The organism is Haloarcula sp. H-GB4, assembly GCF_030848575.1.
Classification (GTDB): domain Archaea; phylum Halobacteriota; class Halobacteria; order Halobacteriales; family Haloarculaceae; genus Haloarcula.
Genome location: NZ_JAVDDX010000003.1, coordinates 116538 through 132564 on the forward strand (window position 1 = coordinate 116538; position 16027 = coordinate 132564).

General features: G+C 54.0%; 11 protein-coding genes. 4 read left to right on the forward strand and 7 right to left on the reverse strand.

Annotation, left to right across the window (positions count from 1 at the left end; all coding sequences use genetic code 11):
- Positions 1-464 precede the first annotated feature (464 nt).
- On the reverse strand, positions 465-1931 hold the full coding sequence (gene nhaC, locus RBH20_RS16775; protein WP_306710749.1) for a Na+/H+ antiporter NhaC: 1467 nt from the start codon (positions 1929-1931) through the stop codon (positions 465-467).
- 368 nt (positions 1932-2299) lie between these two features.
- Between nhaC and RBH20_RS16780 the strand changes: the two genes are divergently transcribed.
- Complete coding sequence (locus RBH20_RS16780; protein ID WP_306710751.1) at positions 2300-3094, forward strand: IclR family transcriptional regulator; 795 nt, start codon at positions 2300-2302, stop codon at positions 3092-3094.
- A 1078-nt stretch (positions 3095-4172) separates the two neighbouring features.
- Positions 4173-5243 carry an NAD(P)-binding protein gene (locus RBH20_RS16785; RefSeq protein WP_306710753.1) on the forward strand — a complete coding sequence of 357 codons (1071 nt, stop codon included), beginning with the start codon at positions 4173-4175 and terminating at the stop codon, positions 5241-5243.
- 521 nt (positions 5244-5764) lie between these two features.
- Here RBH20_RS16785 and RBH20_RS16790 read toward each other — a convergent pair.
- From RBH20_RS16790 to RBH20_RS16805, 4 genes are all read right to left on the reverse strand, one after another.
- Positions 5765-6145, reverse strand: coding sequence for a hypothetical protein (locus RBH20_RS16790; RefSeq protein ID WP_306710755.1), 381 nt, complete (start codon positions 6143-6145; stop codon positions 5765-5767).
- Positions 6142-6987 (reverse strand): ParA family protein, encoded by an 846-nt coding sequence (locus RBH20_RS16795; protein WP_306710757.1) that lies wholly within the window; start codon positions 6985-6987, stop codon positions 6142-6144. Before RBH20_RS16795 ends, RBH20_RS16790 begins: the two co-directional genes overlap by 4 nt.
- Positions 6988-7089: 102 nt before the next feature.
- Positions 7090-8325: a tyrosine-type recombinase/integrase gene (locus tag RBH20_RS16800; protein WP_306710759.1), complete on the reverse strand. Its 1236-nt coding sequence runs from the start codon at positions 8323-8325 to the stop codon at positions 7090-7092.
- 540 nt (positions 8326-8865) lie between these two features.
- Positions 8866-9303, reverse strand: coding sequence for a hypothetical protein (locus RBH20_RS16805; RefSeq protein ID WP_306710761.1), 438 nt, complete (start codon positions 9301-9303; stop codon positions 8866-8868).
- A 551-nt stretch (positions 9304-9854) separates the two neighbouring features.
- On the opposite strand from RBH20_RS16805, the gene RBH20_RS16810 reads away from it, so the two are divergent.
- Both RBH20_RS16810 and RBH20_RS16815 read left to right on the forward strand, forming a co-directional pair.
- Positions 9855-10811 (forward strand): bile acid:sodium symporter family protein, encoded by a 957-nt coding sequence (locus RBH20_RS16810; protein ID WP_306711221.1) that lies wholly within the window; start codon positions 9855-9857, stop codon positions 10809-10811.
- A gap of 1129 nt (positions 10812-11940) precedes the next feature.
- Complete coding sequence (locus tag RBH20_RS16815; RefSeq protein ID WP_306710763.1) at positions 11941-12597, forward strand: lactate utilization protein; 657 nt, start codon at positions 11941-11943, stop codon at positions 12595-12597.
- 178 nt (positions 12598-12775) lie between these two features.
- Here RBH20_RS16815 and RBH20_RS16820 read toward each other — a convergent pair whose 3' ends face one another.
- Both RBH20_RS16820 and RBH20_RS16825 read right to left on the reverse strand, forming a co-directional pair.
- Complete coding sequence (locus RBH20_RS16820; RefSeq protein WP_306710765.1) at positions 12776-13372, reverse strand: TetR/AcrR family transcriptional regulator; 597 nt, start codon at positions 13370-13372, stop codon at positions 12776-12778.
- Positions 13373-13517: 145 nt separating this feature from the next.
- Positions 13518-16010, reverse strand: a complete 2493-nt coding sequence (locus RBH20_RS16825) for an RND family transporter (RefSeq protein ID WP_306710767.1) — start codon at positions 16008-16010, stop codon at positions 13518-13520.
- Positions 16011-16027 lie beyond the last annotated feature (17 nt).

Below are 16027 nucleotides of genomic sequence, written 5' to 3' on the forward strand. Positions count from 1 at the left end.
AGATGCACTGCCCTAGCAGCAAAGAATGAGATCTCGCTGTTCAGTTTTTCAGTACCTCACTTGCCACTTTATACACAGATGAACAAAAAATGTAGTTTTCCACTATACCCGGTGAAACTAGATCTGTCGGTATGTTAAATTGGTTCTCTAAGCGTAAGAATCGCTGAATGTGGGTTTAAAGTGTTAAAGCGTGAGATGGTCCGGTTTTAATCTCCAGAAGACTAGCCTCTTTCATCAACAAGTCATGGAAACAGTTGTTACGTTCCCAAATAGATAAGATATCATACAATAGTTCATACATTCAATTCCTTCAATCATTGTTTCTCACGCGGCTGTGTCAGTTACTGTATTTCACTCACTGCTACGCTGGACCCAGTAGGCAGCAGGTCACGAGAACGGAGGTGTGCTGTAGATTCAGAATTGGCTCCGGATTCTCACATGGTTACTCGTTTCGAGCGGTGCGCTCAGTCACTATCTGCCGGTGCAGCCACGTTACTCGTCATATGCTCGTCAGCCTCAGTCTCAGTATATGTGATCTGCCAGCCGGTAACTCCCATGAGAATGAGGATGAGCGGCGAAAGGAAGCCCAGGAAGTAGTAGGGCGCATACTGGAACGTGCTGACGCCGAGCGTGCCAGCCATGAACACCGCGCCGCTGTTCCATGGAATGAGCGCACTTGTGACAGTCCCGGAAGATTCAATCGCCCGCGAAAGGTTCTCCGTCTTGAGTCCCTTCTCTTCGTAGAGACTGCCCAGCGTCACGCCAGGAACAACGATACTGATGTACTGTTCTGCCGCAAGGACGTTCATCGAGACTGACGACAGAACCGTAATGCCGGTGAGACTTCCAACGCTCTTGCTGAGCCGGCCGAGATGATGAGCTAAGACAGCGATAATTCCAGTACACTCGAACAGGCCGCCCAGTGCGAGTGCGGCGATAGCAATTGTTACCGCCCATGCACCGCCAACCATGCCACCGCTTGCGAGGAGGCCGTTTACGAGTTCCATCCCCGTTTCCGGGCTTGTCCCACTCTGTGCAACGGTCCAGACAGACGTGAACGAGTTGCCCTGAAGCACGGCCGAGGTTATCGCGCCGGCAAAGACACCAGCACCGAGAGCTGGAATCGCGGAGATGCCGTAGATCGCCAGCCCGAATGTCACGAGAAGCGGGAAGAAGGCGAGCGGAGAGATCGTGAACGAACCCGTAAGTGCCGTCTGGATCTCAGCGATCCGATCAACAGGAATAGATCCTGACGCGCGAATACCGAGACCGGCGTACAGGACGACAGCGATAGAGAAGGCAAGGAACGTCCCTGCCCGCATCGCATTGATATGATCGTACAGATCGGTGTTCGTCACCGCCGAAGCGAGGTTTGTTGTGTCCGAGAGCGGTGACTGCTTGTCACCCGTGTATGCGCCGGTGAGGATTGCACCTGCGGTCATCGGCTCAGGGAGCCCGAGTCCCGAACCGATTCCGATGAAGGCAACACCGAGCGTCCCCGCCGCGGTCCACGATGACCCGATGGCAAACGTTATCGCCGCAGTGATGATCGCTGTGAGCGGGAGGAACACTATCGGGTGCAGCAGGTCAAGGCCGTAGTACATGAGTGTCGGAATCGTTCCAGCATGTATCCAGGTCGAGATAAGCGCATAGACGATAAACAGGATGAATACGACCTGAATGCCCATCAGCAGCGTATGTGTGATTCCAGCATACATCTCGTCCCAAGAGATGTCGAATCGGTAGTAACTGAACAGTCCAGTGAAGGCAATGCCCCAGAGGAGAGGGAACTGCGGGTCAAGTCCGTAAATTCCGATTCCTATGCCCAGCGCGGTTAGCATCCCGATGATCGGTATCAGCGCCTCCCCCAGAGAGGGTCGGTCTTCGGGGTCAATGTCGTCGTACAGCTTGATGTCGAATTCAGAACTCATTCGTAGTAATTCAATTACGTATCGCGTTTCCGCTCGTTGCGCAGTGATCTATTTGCATCAGAGTCTGTTCTGACTGATGGGGTTCGGATCAGCTTTTCAGTCGCTATACCGGTAGTTTGGCGACTACACCGACTGTGGCAACAGCGCATGTCGTTTGCTCCATCGACACCATCATTAATAAAAGTTCATGCAGAGGCGGGATGCTGACAGTCGATGAATCTGGCTCAGATTAAATTGTGCGTCGAAATCCAATGCACTGAGGCGGACCGTCCCAGTCTGGTCCGTATATAGTAGAGAAAGGGCTACAGCAACAGACTGTGCGTTCGATATACCAAAATCATATAACCATGATAACCGAGGATCAGTACATGACTGAACGCGAGCCACCGTCCCGACGAATCAAGTCGATGCAGACTGCCAGTGAGGTCCTGCGTGAAATTCAGTCACAGTCTGAGGCGACGCTGTCCGATCTCTGTGAGGATATAGATGTTGCTAAAAGTACGCTACATACGTATCTACAGACACTCGTTGCTGAGGACTTTATCGATAAATCAGATGGCGTCTATCGATTAGGCCTGCGGTTCATACCGCTCGGTGAGAGCGTCCGGAATCGGGTTGACCTCTATCAGCACGGCAAAGAGGAAGTAGAGCGCCTCGCCGAAGAGACAAACGAATGGGTCCATCTCACAGTTGCGTACCGGAACAGGGAGGTAACGCTGTACGAGCATAATGAGGGCGAAACTGTCGCCGTGGACTATCAACGGCGAACCAGAGAATCCCCACAGTATCTCCACTGTACTGCGACCGGAAAAGCGCTGCTGGCATATTTCGATGACGATCAAATCACTGAAACAGTGGCTACTGAAGGACTTGTGCAGCAGACTGAGAAGACGATCACCGAACCCGACGAGCTGCGGGAAGAACTCGCAGAAATTCAAAGCAGGGGGTACGCGGTAAACGATGAGGAAGAAATCCGGGGGATGCGATCCGTAGGCGCTCCGATACAGGACGTGGACGGCACGGTCTGTGGTGCGATCAGTGTGACCGCACCGAAAACGCGACTCTCCGGTGAATACCTCTGTAGTGACCTCCCGGAATTGGTGATGCAGGCAGCAAACATCATCGAGATCAATTTGGAGTCCGCAGCCGCCAGCAGCGAGTAGTATTCACGTATGTCAAATAATTACGGGTACTTAGCAGACCGGTACTACAGTTATTTGGCTCAGAGACAGCACAGGAGGCCCCGTGTAGAGTCGTATTTCAGACGCTCTCTATATGAGTTAACAGGTCGTAGCGAGTACTGTGAATCTTCCTGAAACCACGTCAAGCAGCTTGAATTTTAGCTGTCTTCGGTAATTCCGAACTGGGGTTGCGTGCTAACGCAGGGAACCCCAGTGCCGACAACGACACGTCTTGTGGGCCATAGAGGGGGCTCAGCCACACGTCAGCCAGCGCGTCAGGGACCGGAGCAACCGAGGTTTTGTTCGGTATAGTCATATACAGCAGAGGGCAGCGGGGAATCAGACCTTTGCTGGGTATATAGTGGGCAGCTTGTCCCCAATCCACTCGCCGCCACCAGTCGTGACCTGATCGGGCAGATACTACCCACAGACGACACCAGTGGCTTCTGTTCCGCTCGCCAGCAACTACATCTCTGACCCCTCAGTCGGTTCACGTGGTCAGATCGGAGGAGCGTGCTGTAGTGGGAACTAAGCGTTCGGAACCAGCGGGATTGGTATGTCCGCAAGCCAATAACAGTGGTACATTCGTTATACTCTCGCACGGTACAATTTGAACGAAGATGGCAATTCGAAGTCCTTGCCACATTTCAATATCGGTCGCTATATTCCAGGCAATGGCTGGAAGGTTAAAACTATACTTCTTCTCATATGACTATGTATAGGTATTCTGTTACCATATTTCGATTTTTTGTCTTTACTTTCGAAAATAGGTACATACATAGGACATTTAAGTCCATTTCTAGAGTCTTACAGGTAGAAAGAATGACTGTGTTTCTAATTCGATCTGCGGCTAAGCTTATTACAGGGTTTGTCAGACATCGACCAACGGGTTCCCCTTCATCACCCTAGCAGCCCTATTGGTAGATATCGAGTCTACAGTTCTAATACGCAGATAGTGCTGTCGAAGCCGGGGGTAACACGCGAGTACCGTTGTTCAACGGTCAGATCAGCCGCTCACGGAGTTCACAAAACGGCGCGAAATGCATGCGGGCAAGAGGGTATGTTTGAAATAGCTACCACCAAAGGAGACACTATGAGGGTTTCTATTGTCGGAGGGGGATTCGCCGGATTAGCGGCAGCACAACTGGCTGAAGAGGTAACGTCAGACGTGCAACTTTACGATAAGGGCGCATATACTGGTGACCGAAGAGGCGCTTGGGGGGAGATGGTTTGGGACTACTCACAAGTGCCACTAGATCGGCACGTTCCGGGCTACGTCAGGGAAGCTACAACCGGGATATTTGTCGGTGCCGACGGGAAGACTGCGATAAATGTCCCTGATGGTGTGATACTGAATAGAGGGGAATTAGAGAAACACTGGGCAGGCACACTCGAAGAAACAGAGATTGTAGAGGACGCAGAAGTCGACGAAGCGGAGTTTCGGCGGCTATCTACGGAATCAGATCTGCTAATTGATGCTACCGGTCAGTTCCCGATTTCAAGCCGGTTCACGTCCCTGTCATATGACGTGGCATGTCCGACACTGAGCGGGAGAATAGAGGCCGACTTTTCACACCTGTATCCGGAGCCGAGAGCGCTTGCGTACGAGAATTACTTCCTCTGGATCGTCCCACAATCACCAGCGGAAGCAACTGTCGGGCTCGGCTGCCGGGAGGACAAGTCTCCTGACGAACTGTACGAAGATATGCGACGATTACTTGCAGAAGTCGATATTGAGCCCCCCGAACGTGAGACCTTATACAGCGGAACCGACGTTTCAAACGGCCTGCGAAGTCTCTCAGACTGCTCGTACGAGCTAAACGACTGTGCAGTTCATATCGCTGGCGATGCTATCGGGCTGGCGAACCGCCTGACGGGCTTTGGGATGGTGCATGCGGCACAATCTGGCCGAGCTGCTGTGAGTTCCTTCGTGCAAGGAGAGTCGTATAAACGCAGGTTACTGTGCCAGAACTTCTGGACAAAAGCGGTCACCAGTGCGGCGTCCCCCATCCATCACACCATCGGGTTAGACGGAATCGCTCGTCTGGCAAAGTCCGATATTGAGTATCAGGAGAGCTTCGAACCACAGCAGCCAACAGATATTCTGAGCGCTGTTCGGACCTTCGTCTAGCGTCTCCAATCAGATTAGACACTCGGTTGGCCAGAGACAGGTGTACGGTCAGGAGCCGTGGATACAGAATTCGACATATTGTGGGTTACTTTACCAGGGAGTCGATACCCGCTACCAGTAGTCTGCACTTGCATCGACAATTGGCGCAACCTGCTTCAGCCTGTCGGCAGCAACCGTCTGAGTAGTTGGGTGGTTCGGATAGGGATTATTTGTATTAGCTCGCCGTAACACCTACAAGGGCTAATAAAGCCCTTCAGCTATTAGATTTGACTTGTCTCCATAGCCATAAAGAATAGCTAAGTAGAATAGCTATTTAGTATGTCTAGACAGTATAGCTAGCCATTGTAGCTAGAACAAGTAGCCGAATGGTCCAGCGGCCAAGAGCAGTCAGTGGACACAACTATCAATTCCAGTTCTGTTCGGCAACCTAGTGAATCATCGGTACAGGCACACCAGACAGAACCATTAGCGGAACACGAAGGAAGGACCTCGTCAACAGCGACTCAGAAAGCAAAAAGAGCTTATGGAGAAGCGGTTGACTGCTCCCAGTCGTAGCCCCACTCGCGGAGCTTTTCCGCGACAAGGTCCGGATTGTCCATAGCGACGACGAGGGCAGCCTCCAGCGCGTCGGTCTTATACACGTCTTCACCGACTTCATCTTCCAAGTTACGGAGAAATGTAGACTCGCGCTCCTCAACTTCGGGCCGAATGAAAATTGGCCGTTGCTTGCGATTCTGTTTGACAGAGTCCCGACGAAATTTGTATGGGATATCGGGTTGGGTCGAAGTTTCTACGTCGGCGGATTCAGTTTCGACAGCCATCTCATCCTGTTGGTCGTCCGGTTCTGGCTCTGGATCTGCATCCGTCTCTGCAAACGGATCGTCACCGGAGCCGGATTTCATGCTGTTGCCTCCTGTTCGCGGGTCTGTCGGAGGTGTGCCGCCAATTCCTCGAACTGCTCCAGCGTTTCGATTTCGTAGTCACGTTCCCGACTCCGATGTTCTTCGATATATTTGAACGCCGAACACTGCTTGCGCCAACACCCTTCAAGCAAGGACGTTCGCTCACGGAACACCACCGGGATATCGTACGATTCCGCCTGAAGCCGTTTAAGCATCTCTTCCTGATCGTTCGTTCCTTTGAATCGGTTCGGTACTGCGGCTAACACGCCCACGTTGATGTCCAGTGTGTCTTCGAGGCCAGTAACGAGATCCGCAAGTCCCGCAACGGACTGCTGGCCCTTCCCGCTCGGCTCGAACGGGATGACGAGGTTTCGCGTCGCGTGCAACGCATTGTACAGTTTCACATCCGCGGTTGCCGGTGGATCGATAATGACAGTGTCATACTCGGACGGAACGCCCGCGTCTTTTAGCACACGCAAGAGCTGGACATTCGGGTTCCAATTCTCGCCGAAGTCCGCTGCTTCCTCCTCGCGGCGACGAAGGTGTTTCGAGAGCACTTCCAGAGAGTTGTGTGCGGGAAGGACATCGACACCTTCGGCGGTCTCAATGAGGTCGGCGAAAGGACCCCGTGGCCGCTCGACGAGATGTCGAACCAAACTATCGGCCTCTGAGTCAGTTCGGTGGTCCGCAACGTCAAACAGGAACGAGAGGCTCCCCTCCTGTGGGTCCATGTCGATTGCGAGTACGTCGTGACCAGCGCGGGCGTCGGCGACGGCGAGGTTCGCCGCCATCGTTGTCTTGCCGACACCGCCGGCCTCGCTGTACACGGTGTAGGTCAGCATACTCTACCGAATACACTGCACAGATATAAGGATTAGTCAGACGGTATAGCTATACAGTATAGCCACATTATTTCAGCTAACTACGTAGCCCGGCGAAGCCAGCTACTCGTCAAACAACCTTGCGAGCGTTTCCCGCATCTCTGCCCGGCGGTGCGACCGGGCCTCAGACTCCGAGAGGTAGTTATCAAGCACGACTTGCGCAGACGCTGATCCCTGCTCAGCTGCGACATCTTCAAACCGTTCCGCGACCCGCCTGACAGCAGCACCATACGTCGTATACCAGAATCGGCGACCCGTCTTCGGCGTTGGTCTAGCATCATCAACGGTAACATCCGCGGTTTCGGCCACTGATTTGAACCGACGGCGAACGGTTTCAGCGGTCAGGTGGCCAGAGACTGCGGCCGAGGAAGGGAGCAGATAACCATTCCAATCCGGATCAGAGAGCCTTTCAATACGCTCAGAGACTGTTTCCAGACCGGCCAGTAGAGCCACAGTCCCAGGGCCGTTTTTCCGCTCGCCATCGCCGAACTCTATATACGGATGGGAGTCATCATCCGGATCAAGATTGAGCTGTCGGACATGGAGCGATGCGACTTCGCTCGGTCGCAGTCCCCATCCACAACATGCGACCACGATGAATCGGTCGCGTAGCTCAGTCGCCGCTGCATAGAGGCGCTGGACGGCATCTCTGTCGAGTGCTTTGTTGTCCCAAGATGGAGTCTTATCCCACCCAAATCGAGTTTCAAGGTCGGCGAGTGGGTTGTACGCGGCATTACCGAACATCACCAGGTGCTTGTAGAACTGCCGTGTGTCCTGAACGTATTTACGCCGGGACGCAAGCGTCGTCAGGGCCTCGTCCAACTGGTCAAGTGCGTCGAATGTCGCTGCAACCCGATCCATTTCTGCAACGCGTTCACTAGGCTTCTCCAGTGGTGCGAGCAAATCTTTTGTATCGTGGATATTGGTATATACTTTCGCGTAGCGTCGCAAAATCGACCGACGTGTGTCGATTGTCGCATCAGCACGCCCACGCCGGGTCGAAAGTTCGATGAGGTAATCCTCAATGGCGCGCTGCGTGTTATCAGAGAGGAAATCGAATGGCTCCGGTGTCTGCTTATCTTCTATCGCTTCGATCTCGTCGTAGAACTGCCCGGGGGACAGATCAAATCGCCGCTGGAGATGCTTGACGAATCCCGGAAACTGTCCGTTCAGCCACGCATATGTGGGGGTTTCAGTGGTTGGATTGAGGCCGTCGTCTTTCATCGCCGGCACAACGGTCTCATGGTAGAATGCTTTGCAGTCGGCCAAGTCCATCGTTGAGTAGCGGGTTTCAGTCATTGATCTGAGTATGTGGACAGCGTAACCGACGTACTGTCCTTACTGGTACTCTGAGTCTCCGGAATTTCGTATGTAGCGTGTTTCCGTCGTACCACTAATAATTTGTCTTGTATTGTTTTCTCATGCAGAAACCCACAACAAGACAAGCACTGGTGGTTGTATTACCATAACACATAAACTGTATGTGGCTATATCAAAATCTCAGCGGAGCCAGTCCGGAGAAAGTCCGATTTTATGCGATATGGTTCATTTGCATGCAGATTCCGCATACCGTGCGAAGAGTCAGGCACTATCTCCCGACACACCCATGCTGAGGACAACCACTCTCCATCGTCTTTCACAGAGCACTGGTGGGCAGGAACCCGCAACAGTGATATCATATTCCGAGTACGCACAGTAGCTCCTGCGACTGCGACCGTCGTGAGTCCATGAGGAATTTCGCCACCCGGGATGGAAGTCTTATGCAGTGGCCACATCTAACAGCACAGAAGAGGATTCAGCAGTTCTGAAGGACGGATTTGCTTGGGACCCAGCCCGTTGTCATTCACCGGGACCAAACTCTTGACAGCCGAACCGATCCCTGTTCTCTGGCTGTGCGCAGAGGTAATCAAGCCGTTTTTCCATTTCGGATCGCGACATACCCGCTTGATCTTCTCGGGACTCTGCGAGCCGGGCTTGACTGGCGTTTAGCATCTTTTCTTTCGTTTCTAGTTCCGAAACAAGTGTGTCTACGTCCTCGTTACGGGTTTCTAACTGTCTGTTGAGCTCTTCAGCGCGGGCTTTTGCGGCTTGTTGGTCTTCCTGAGTCTCGTTCAGTTGTTCACGCAATTCCTCGTTTTCAGCGCGGAGGGCTTCGTTCTCTGTCTGTATGTCCTGTGCAGAATCCTGAAATGCAACCGTTGTCCCGACTGTCCCACTAGTAGCGACCACAGTGACGATGAGTAGCCAGGAACTGATGTTACGTGCAAGAGTGCTCACCGGTGAGCCACCTCTGGCGTAGCCGGAGTACTGTACGGGTGTCTGCCCCGGTGCAGCAGAATTGAGGGTTGAGTCATCATGTTCCAGCTTGATTGGTATGTGCTACTAATAGTAGTTTCCAGTTGATTACGTTTGAATAGCGATAGATATCTAATAGTAAGCTAGTACGGACATAGAATGTAATTGAAATAACCAGTTATACCACATCCGATAGCAACATGATTTATTTCCGTCACGTTGCTGCGCGGTTTTGATGAATTTCGGTTACTACGCTGCTGGCGGAAGTCTTCAAATAGAAGTATGGGGTGGAATACGATGGAAAATTGAGCAACAAGATCTCTTTCGCAGTACAGCAACAGGAGTACTTATTCGCTCGAACATTTTGTCGAAGGTCGGTACCGACCTTGGTACCAACAATCGCATAGCTTACCGACGAACCACTTGCCGCCCCTCACCACGGGTCGGAATTCAGCATTATGACGGTCCAGAGTAAACTTTTTCTATGTTGTTCATCATCCAGATATGTGACTTCGATATCGACGCTTCGAGCGGTGAGTCGCGCTGCGAGCAAATACTTCGTTGTCTGGGTAATCATTCTGGCAGGACTCGCTCTTGTCAGGCCGGACCCGTTTGTCCCAGTTCTAAACTACGTGTCCCCGCTACTCGGGCTAATTATGCTTGGGATGGGTTTGACGCTCCAGCCGGCGGACTTTCGCCGGCTAATTGAGGAACCAGTGGATATTGGTATCGGCGCTGCCACGCAGTGGCTGGTGATGCCTGCCGCTGCGTACGGGCTGTATGTCCTGCTCGATCTTCCAGATGCGGTCGGTGTCGGCCTCATTCTGGTTGGTGCCGCCCCCGGTGGGACTGCATCGAACGTGATGACGTATCTCGGTCGGGGCGATGTGGCCCTTTCCGTCGCGATCACGACTCTCACAACCCTTGCAGCACCGATCGTGATGCCGGCCTGGGTGGTGCTTACTCTCGGTGAACAGATCAACGTCACTTTCGCGGAGATGTTTCAGAGCATCATTCAGATCGTCATTATTCCGGTGTTGTTCGGGTTCACGATCCGGTATCTGCTGGACCGCTATTCGCCCAAAGCCGCTGAAATCGGTACCGATGTGTTCCCCGTTATCAGTGTCGCCGCCATCGTCGCGATCGTCGCTGGCGTCGTTGGTGCGAACGTGGACAATATTCTCACTGCTGGTCTGCTTGTGCTGGTGGCAGTCGTTACTCACAACGCTATCGGACTCGGCTCGGGATACGGTGTCGGTCGGGCAGCCGGGATGCCGAAAGACCGCGTTCGGACCTGTGCGTTCGAGGTCGGGCTCCAGAACAGCGGGCTGGCCGTTGCGCTGGCGACGACCCTGTTTGATCCTGCGGCCGCACTCATTCCCGCACTGTTCAGCGTCTGGCACAACATCACGGGACCGGCGCTGGCAAGCTTCTTCAGCTGGCAGGACGAGGGGCAGGGATCCGTTGACGCTGTGCCGAGCGACGACTAAGAGAGCAACTACCTACTCAAAGACCAGCAGCTCGTTAGCAACTCGCTGAAATTCGAACGGGACCACTCGGTAGTCGGGTCGACGCCGCGCCACACCGCAATGACGGAGGCGCTCATCTTCCGGCAGAAAATAAGACCGGATGGTCTGGTAAATTTGTCGTGCAGCGACTCCAGGCCTGATGCCGTACCTGGCGCTGGAAGGTTGCCGCCATTTTCTCGAAAACGTCGTAGAGTTCGTAGTAGGTATCCTGTTCATTCCCAGAGGGTGTTCAAGGCCGAAACGGATCGCCGACGCAACAAGCGGGCCGGTGGCTGTTTCAATCTCCAAGATGTCGGAGTCCGCCCAGTCAGTGTACCGTTTTAATCTCCAAGGGTCGGTGAGATTGACATCGGGGTCGGCAGCGTAGAAGTTCGCCTTGTCGTAGCCGGACTCGGAGCCGCCGCCAGTGCCATGATGTCGTCCTCGTTGAAACGTACAACCGGGAGAGTATCGTAGAACTTCGGTGGCGCGCGTGCCATATCGGTCGCGGCGGTGGGCGGGGTGCCGAGTACCATCCCAATATCGAGGTATACGCTGGGAATGACAGTGTACGTCTCGGAATTTCTTCGAACGTGAACGTTCGAGTCGCTATACGTCGTCCGTTCTCTGCTCAGGATTATCGGCGGTTGGAAACGCCGAACGAGTGCTGACATCGTGGGCAGTGATAGCGGGTCGTTCGTTCGGTGCTCGAAACATCCCAGTCTCCACCGACCATCCCGCTCTCAAAATCACAGTCCGGACAGAACAGTACCATCTTCGAGAGTGTCCCAGTAGTGTCTGTAGTTTCCTTCCGTGCCATTTGCATTGATAGTGTAACATGATGAATGGAGAGCAATATATGCTACCCCCCGGTTTTCAGCAATTGATATCACAGCCACCCCTGCTGTGTACGGACAGAGTCGAGTCCGACCGCATCGGGGAAGGAACGATTTGAATCCAGAGAACGGTGTTCACAGAGGTTCCAGCCGCATATTACAGCCTGTCTGAGGATGGAGTATCACCGATGTAACTACCTGACACCGGTGTCCGCGAGGATTTTTGGGCTAGGTACGCCTTCGTGTTGATGCTGATACACCTACCGCCAAAGAATATGTCTCAACAGAAATCAGATTACGTAGACGACGCGGATATCGACGAATCACTGGACGAACTGCCCTCCGAAGAAACCATCGAGGAGACCGTCGAGAACTTGGAGGCAAACGGGTTCGAAGTCATCGTCGTTGACTCGGCCGATGATGCGCTCGCGGAACTGCAATCACTCATTCCGGCAGAAGCGTCTGTCATGAACGGCCACTCAACGACACTCGAAGAGATCGGGTTCGACGAGTACCTGAGTGATGGGGACCACGATTGGGAGAGTCTTCCCGACAAGATCTGGAGTATCGACGACGACGCAAAGCGCCAAGCTGCCCGGCGGGAGTCACAAACGGCCGACTACTTCCTCGGGGGCATCAACGGCATTTCCCAGACCGGTGAACTCGTCGCGGCGGATCGTTCGGGAAGCCGCATCGGTGCGTATCCGTTCGCGGCCAGTAACGTCGTCATCGTCAGTGGCGCGAACAAGATCGTGCCGACGCTCGAGGACGCGCTCGACCGACTGGAAACTGTCGCGTACCCTCTGGAAAACGAGCGTGCGAAGGAGGCCTACGGCGTCGACTCCGCGATCGCCAAGCAACTCATCCTCCGCCAAGAGCTCGAAGAGGATCGCACGACCGTTGTTCTCATCCGCGAACACCTCGGCTACTAGCTGCAGTAATTCGGGGCTGAACGGTGTCGGCTCCGCTACCCTTCCTTTCAGGTTAGAAATACACTATCGAGAAACAGCAGTTGTCGATACTTTCCCAGCCTTCGTAGTCTCCGGGAGGACATCCTGTTAATCAGCTTGATAAAATTGTGTAGCAGAAATAGTTGATAACTGACAGGAGCTACGAAACCAGATGCGAATCGATATACGAGAACAGAGACGCTTTCGCTGCGGTCGTCGCGGCTTCACGGTTGGTCGTGAGGCGGCTATACATGGTTCCTTTAATCGTTGCTAGAATATGCTCGGCCGCGTGCGTCGGATCGACATCGCGAAACACATCCGCATCAACGCCCCGGCGAACAATTTTTTCGATGATTGTAACGAGTCGAGTATCGATTTCGGTGAACTGCTCGCGAAATACCGCCCGTTCCAGCGCTTGTGGGGAGAGCGTGACTAAAACGCTGTGTAGCTGGCGTTTCTCCTCCGTTAGCTGGCACGGGAGGAGTGTTCTGATGATGTGGTTGAGGTCTTCTTTCGGGTCGTCACCGATGCTGGTCGTGATTGTCGCCTCGAATCGGTCAACGGTGAATCTGAGGAACCGAAGTAGCAGTTCGTCTTTTGAGTCGTAATAGTGGTATATCGTCGACTTAGCCTTGTCAAATTCATCGGAAATACGCGATATCGAGAGCTCAGCGTACCCGCTGTTAACAAGCGCTCTGTGAGTTGCGTGCATAATTTCCTTTTCAGTTGCGCACAGTGCATCGCTCTCTTTAGTCATAGAGACAGTCGTCCCCCCTGACTGTAGCTGGGCTGGCAGTACGGTATCGCTTGCTCAAACGCAGTACCCGAACGATTCTGACCAACTCGTTCAGTTTGGTCACGGCGGGCCTCAGGTGAGCAGGAGCCAAAGTGAGTGGACCGCATTAGTTTGCGCTCCGCGATTGGCGCGACGAGAGCAGTTCCCCAAGCGGTCCACGGCTGCGGTCCCAGATGACGATCGAGGTCGGAAGCACCAGTATGGACGCTGTGAACGAGTAGAGGACACTGAGGGCGATCAACAACCCGAACTGACCCAGGATCGGGACGACCGCGAGGACGAGCACTCCAGTGCCGGAGGTCGTGGTGACCATACTGCCGGCCAACGCGCCACCTGTTCCCCGGACGCTAATGTCGAGTGCTTCAAGCAGCTGGGTGTCGCCACGGTACTCCTCAGAGAACCGATGGACGAGGTGGGCGGAGTAATCGATACCGAGCCCGATTCCGATCGATAACGTCGTTCCGGTGAGGACATTAAATGGGATATCCAGATATCGCATTGTCGCAGCCAAGGCGGCAATGGTGAGCAGTATCGGGATGAGGTTCGCAATCCCAAGCCCGGGACGGCGTTCGAGGAGCCAGTACGCGAACAACAGGAACACTGCAGACGCGAGGATGGCGAGACCCAGGCTTATGTACGCCGATTCTGCGATTACGTCCGAGACGGCTTTGAGTACCACAACGCTGCCGGTTGCGGTCGCCTCCATCCGGAACTCATCAGCAACGGCCCTTGTGTCGTCTGTCACTTCCTGTTGACTCGCATCGGACTCGACAGAGTACACGATTCGCGTGCGCGTGTAGTCGTCAGTCATGTACGATGCCGCGCGGTCACCGTACGGTGAGTCATACAGCGCGTTGTAGATGGTCGGAAGGTTCTGGTCGGGGACGCCGTTACCGTTCTGATCGTTCTGTGCGACGAGTTGTCGGAACTCCGGTGAATCACGCTCGTAACGGTTAATCACCGTAAGGATGCTTGTCGAATCTGCACTCCCACCGGCTGTGACAAAGGAGCCCGGTGGGTCCCGATTCGCTCGGTATATCTCCTCTAGCGCTATTCCGTCCTGCATCGATCCTTCGACGTATATCGTTACTGTATCACTCTCGCCGCTCTCGAAGTTGTCCTCAAGGTAGTTTATCTGTTTCGTGACTGTGTACTCACTCGGAGCCACAGCTTCCGGCAGGACCTCGACGTATCCGGGGTTCTCCTCCGGTGGGAGGAAGTCCTCAGTGGTAAACCGGGTATCGATTCCAGTTCCATACGCCCCCATAGCCGCCGTAGAGACCAGTACAAGGGCGAAGAATACGTACGGGGCTCGGCGAGCGACTGTGACACCGACAGTCAGCGATTTGCCGACTGCGGAGTCCTCAGAGCCGATTGGAGCGGTACTGAATTCGGGGAGATCATATCGCACCCGCTGCTGGTCCGTGAAGTGCTTCAACGCCGGCAGGAAGATACCGAAGATGAGAAACGTAAATAGGATTCCGACGCTGGCGACAAACCCGAGGTCACGGATCGGACCAAGCTGACTGGTCCCGTTGGCGGCGAATCCCAGCACTGTCGTGCCAGTCACGATGAAAAACGCCGGGAGTAACTGGTCTGTCGCGGTCCGCATTGCAGGCGTCGGTTCAATGCCCTCGACGCGTTCTTCACGATATCGATTCACGGCGTGAATCCCGAAGTCGATTCCAACGGCGAGAAGCAACGGCGGGACTGTGATCAACATCTGCGTGAAGGGGATACCGGCCCATCCCATGAACCCGAATGTCCATATAATTGCCATCGCTAGGGAGATGAGGCCAATGAGTAGATCAAACGGGTCCCGGTACGCGATAATGAGGAAGAACAGAATCAGGACCACGGCAGCTGGGACGACGAGTCCCAGCGAATCAGAGATGACACTGCTCAGTTCTGCAGAGATGATCCCACTGCCGAAGACAGAGATATCACCGTCGACCGAGCTGACGATAAACTCAGCTTCCTGCTGAATGGGCGTCAGTGGTGATGTCCCCTCTGTCCCGGCACTGCTTGAGACACCTGGCACCTCGTGTGTCACAGTCGTCAGTGTTGCCGATGCCGACGGATCTTCCGTGTTTAGGTCGTTGCTGAGAAGTCCTGCAACTGCCGGCTGGCGCTCGAGCGTCGTTCGAGTGGCCGATTTGATTTCCGACTGTGAGGCTGCTTCTACGGCATCGATCTGTTCAGGCAGTGTCTCCGCCTCCGGGTCAAGCGTCTGTGCGACGGCCTGTGCGACACTCGTCGTTCCGACAACGTCCTGTGATTCGCGCTGTGTCAGCCGATTCTGGGCTTCCAGCATATTGAGGATCGCTGGCTTCGAGAGGACGTTCTGGTCCTTCTGGATTAGCGTCGTAGAGCCGGTCCCTTCACCGAACGGTTCGCGCTCGAAGTTGTCGTTGACCTCGTCGAAGGCTTCCTGTGCAGGAACGCCGTCGGTGAACTGTGATGTCCCAGAGTCGGTTGCGGTCATGCCGAACCCTGCCGACAGAATGAGGGTCATCACGATGAACGCAGCAACGACTGTCTTGTCACGGTTGACAATCCAATCGTCTAGGACGTCGATATATTTCTGGTAGTCTAACATTGTGACATATAGGTTAG

What these genes read in the sequence shown, in the direction of transcription:
- nhaC (WP_306710749.1), bottom strand. Translation starts at nt 1,931, where the DNA reads ATGAGTTCTGAATTCGACATCAAGCTGTACGACGACATTGACCCCGAA.
- RBH20_RS16780 (WP_306710751.1), top strand. Translation starts at nt 2,300, where the DNA reads ATGACTGAACGCGAGCCACCGTCCCGACGAATCAAGTCGATGCAGACT.
- RBH20_RS16785 (WP_306710753.1), top strand. Translation starts at nt 4,173, where the DNA reads ATGTTTGAAATAGCTACCACCAAAGGAGACACTATGAGGGTTTCTATT.
- RBH20_RS16790 (WP_306710755.1), bottom strand. Translation starts at nt 6,145, where the DNA reads ATGAAATCCGGCTCCGGTGACGATCCGTTTGCAGAGACGGATGCAGAT.
- RBH20_RS16795 (WP_306710757.1), bottom strand. Translation starts at nt 6,987, where the DNA reads ATGCTGACCTACACCGTGTACAGCGAGGCCGGCGGTGTCGGCAAGACA.
- RBH20_RS16800 (WP_306710759.1), bottom strand. Translation starts at nt 8,325, where the DNA reads ATGACTGAAACCCGCTACTCAACGATGGACTTGGCCGACTGCAAAGCA.
- RBH20_RS16815 (WP_306710763.1), top strand. Translation starts at nt 11,941, where the DNA reads ATGTCTCAACAGAAATCAGATTACGTAGACGACGCGGATATCGACGAA.
- RBH20_RS16820 (WP_306710765.1), bottom strand. Translation starts at nt 13,372, where the DNA reads ATGACTAAAGAGAGCGATGCACTGTGCGCAACTGAAAAGGAAATTATG.
- RBH20_RS16825 (WP_306710767.1), bottom strand. Translation starts at nt 16,010, where the DNA reads ATGTTAGACTACCAGAAATATATCGACGTCCTAGACGATTGGATTGTC.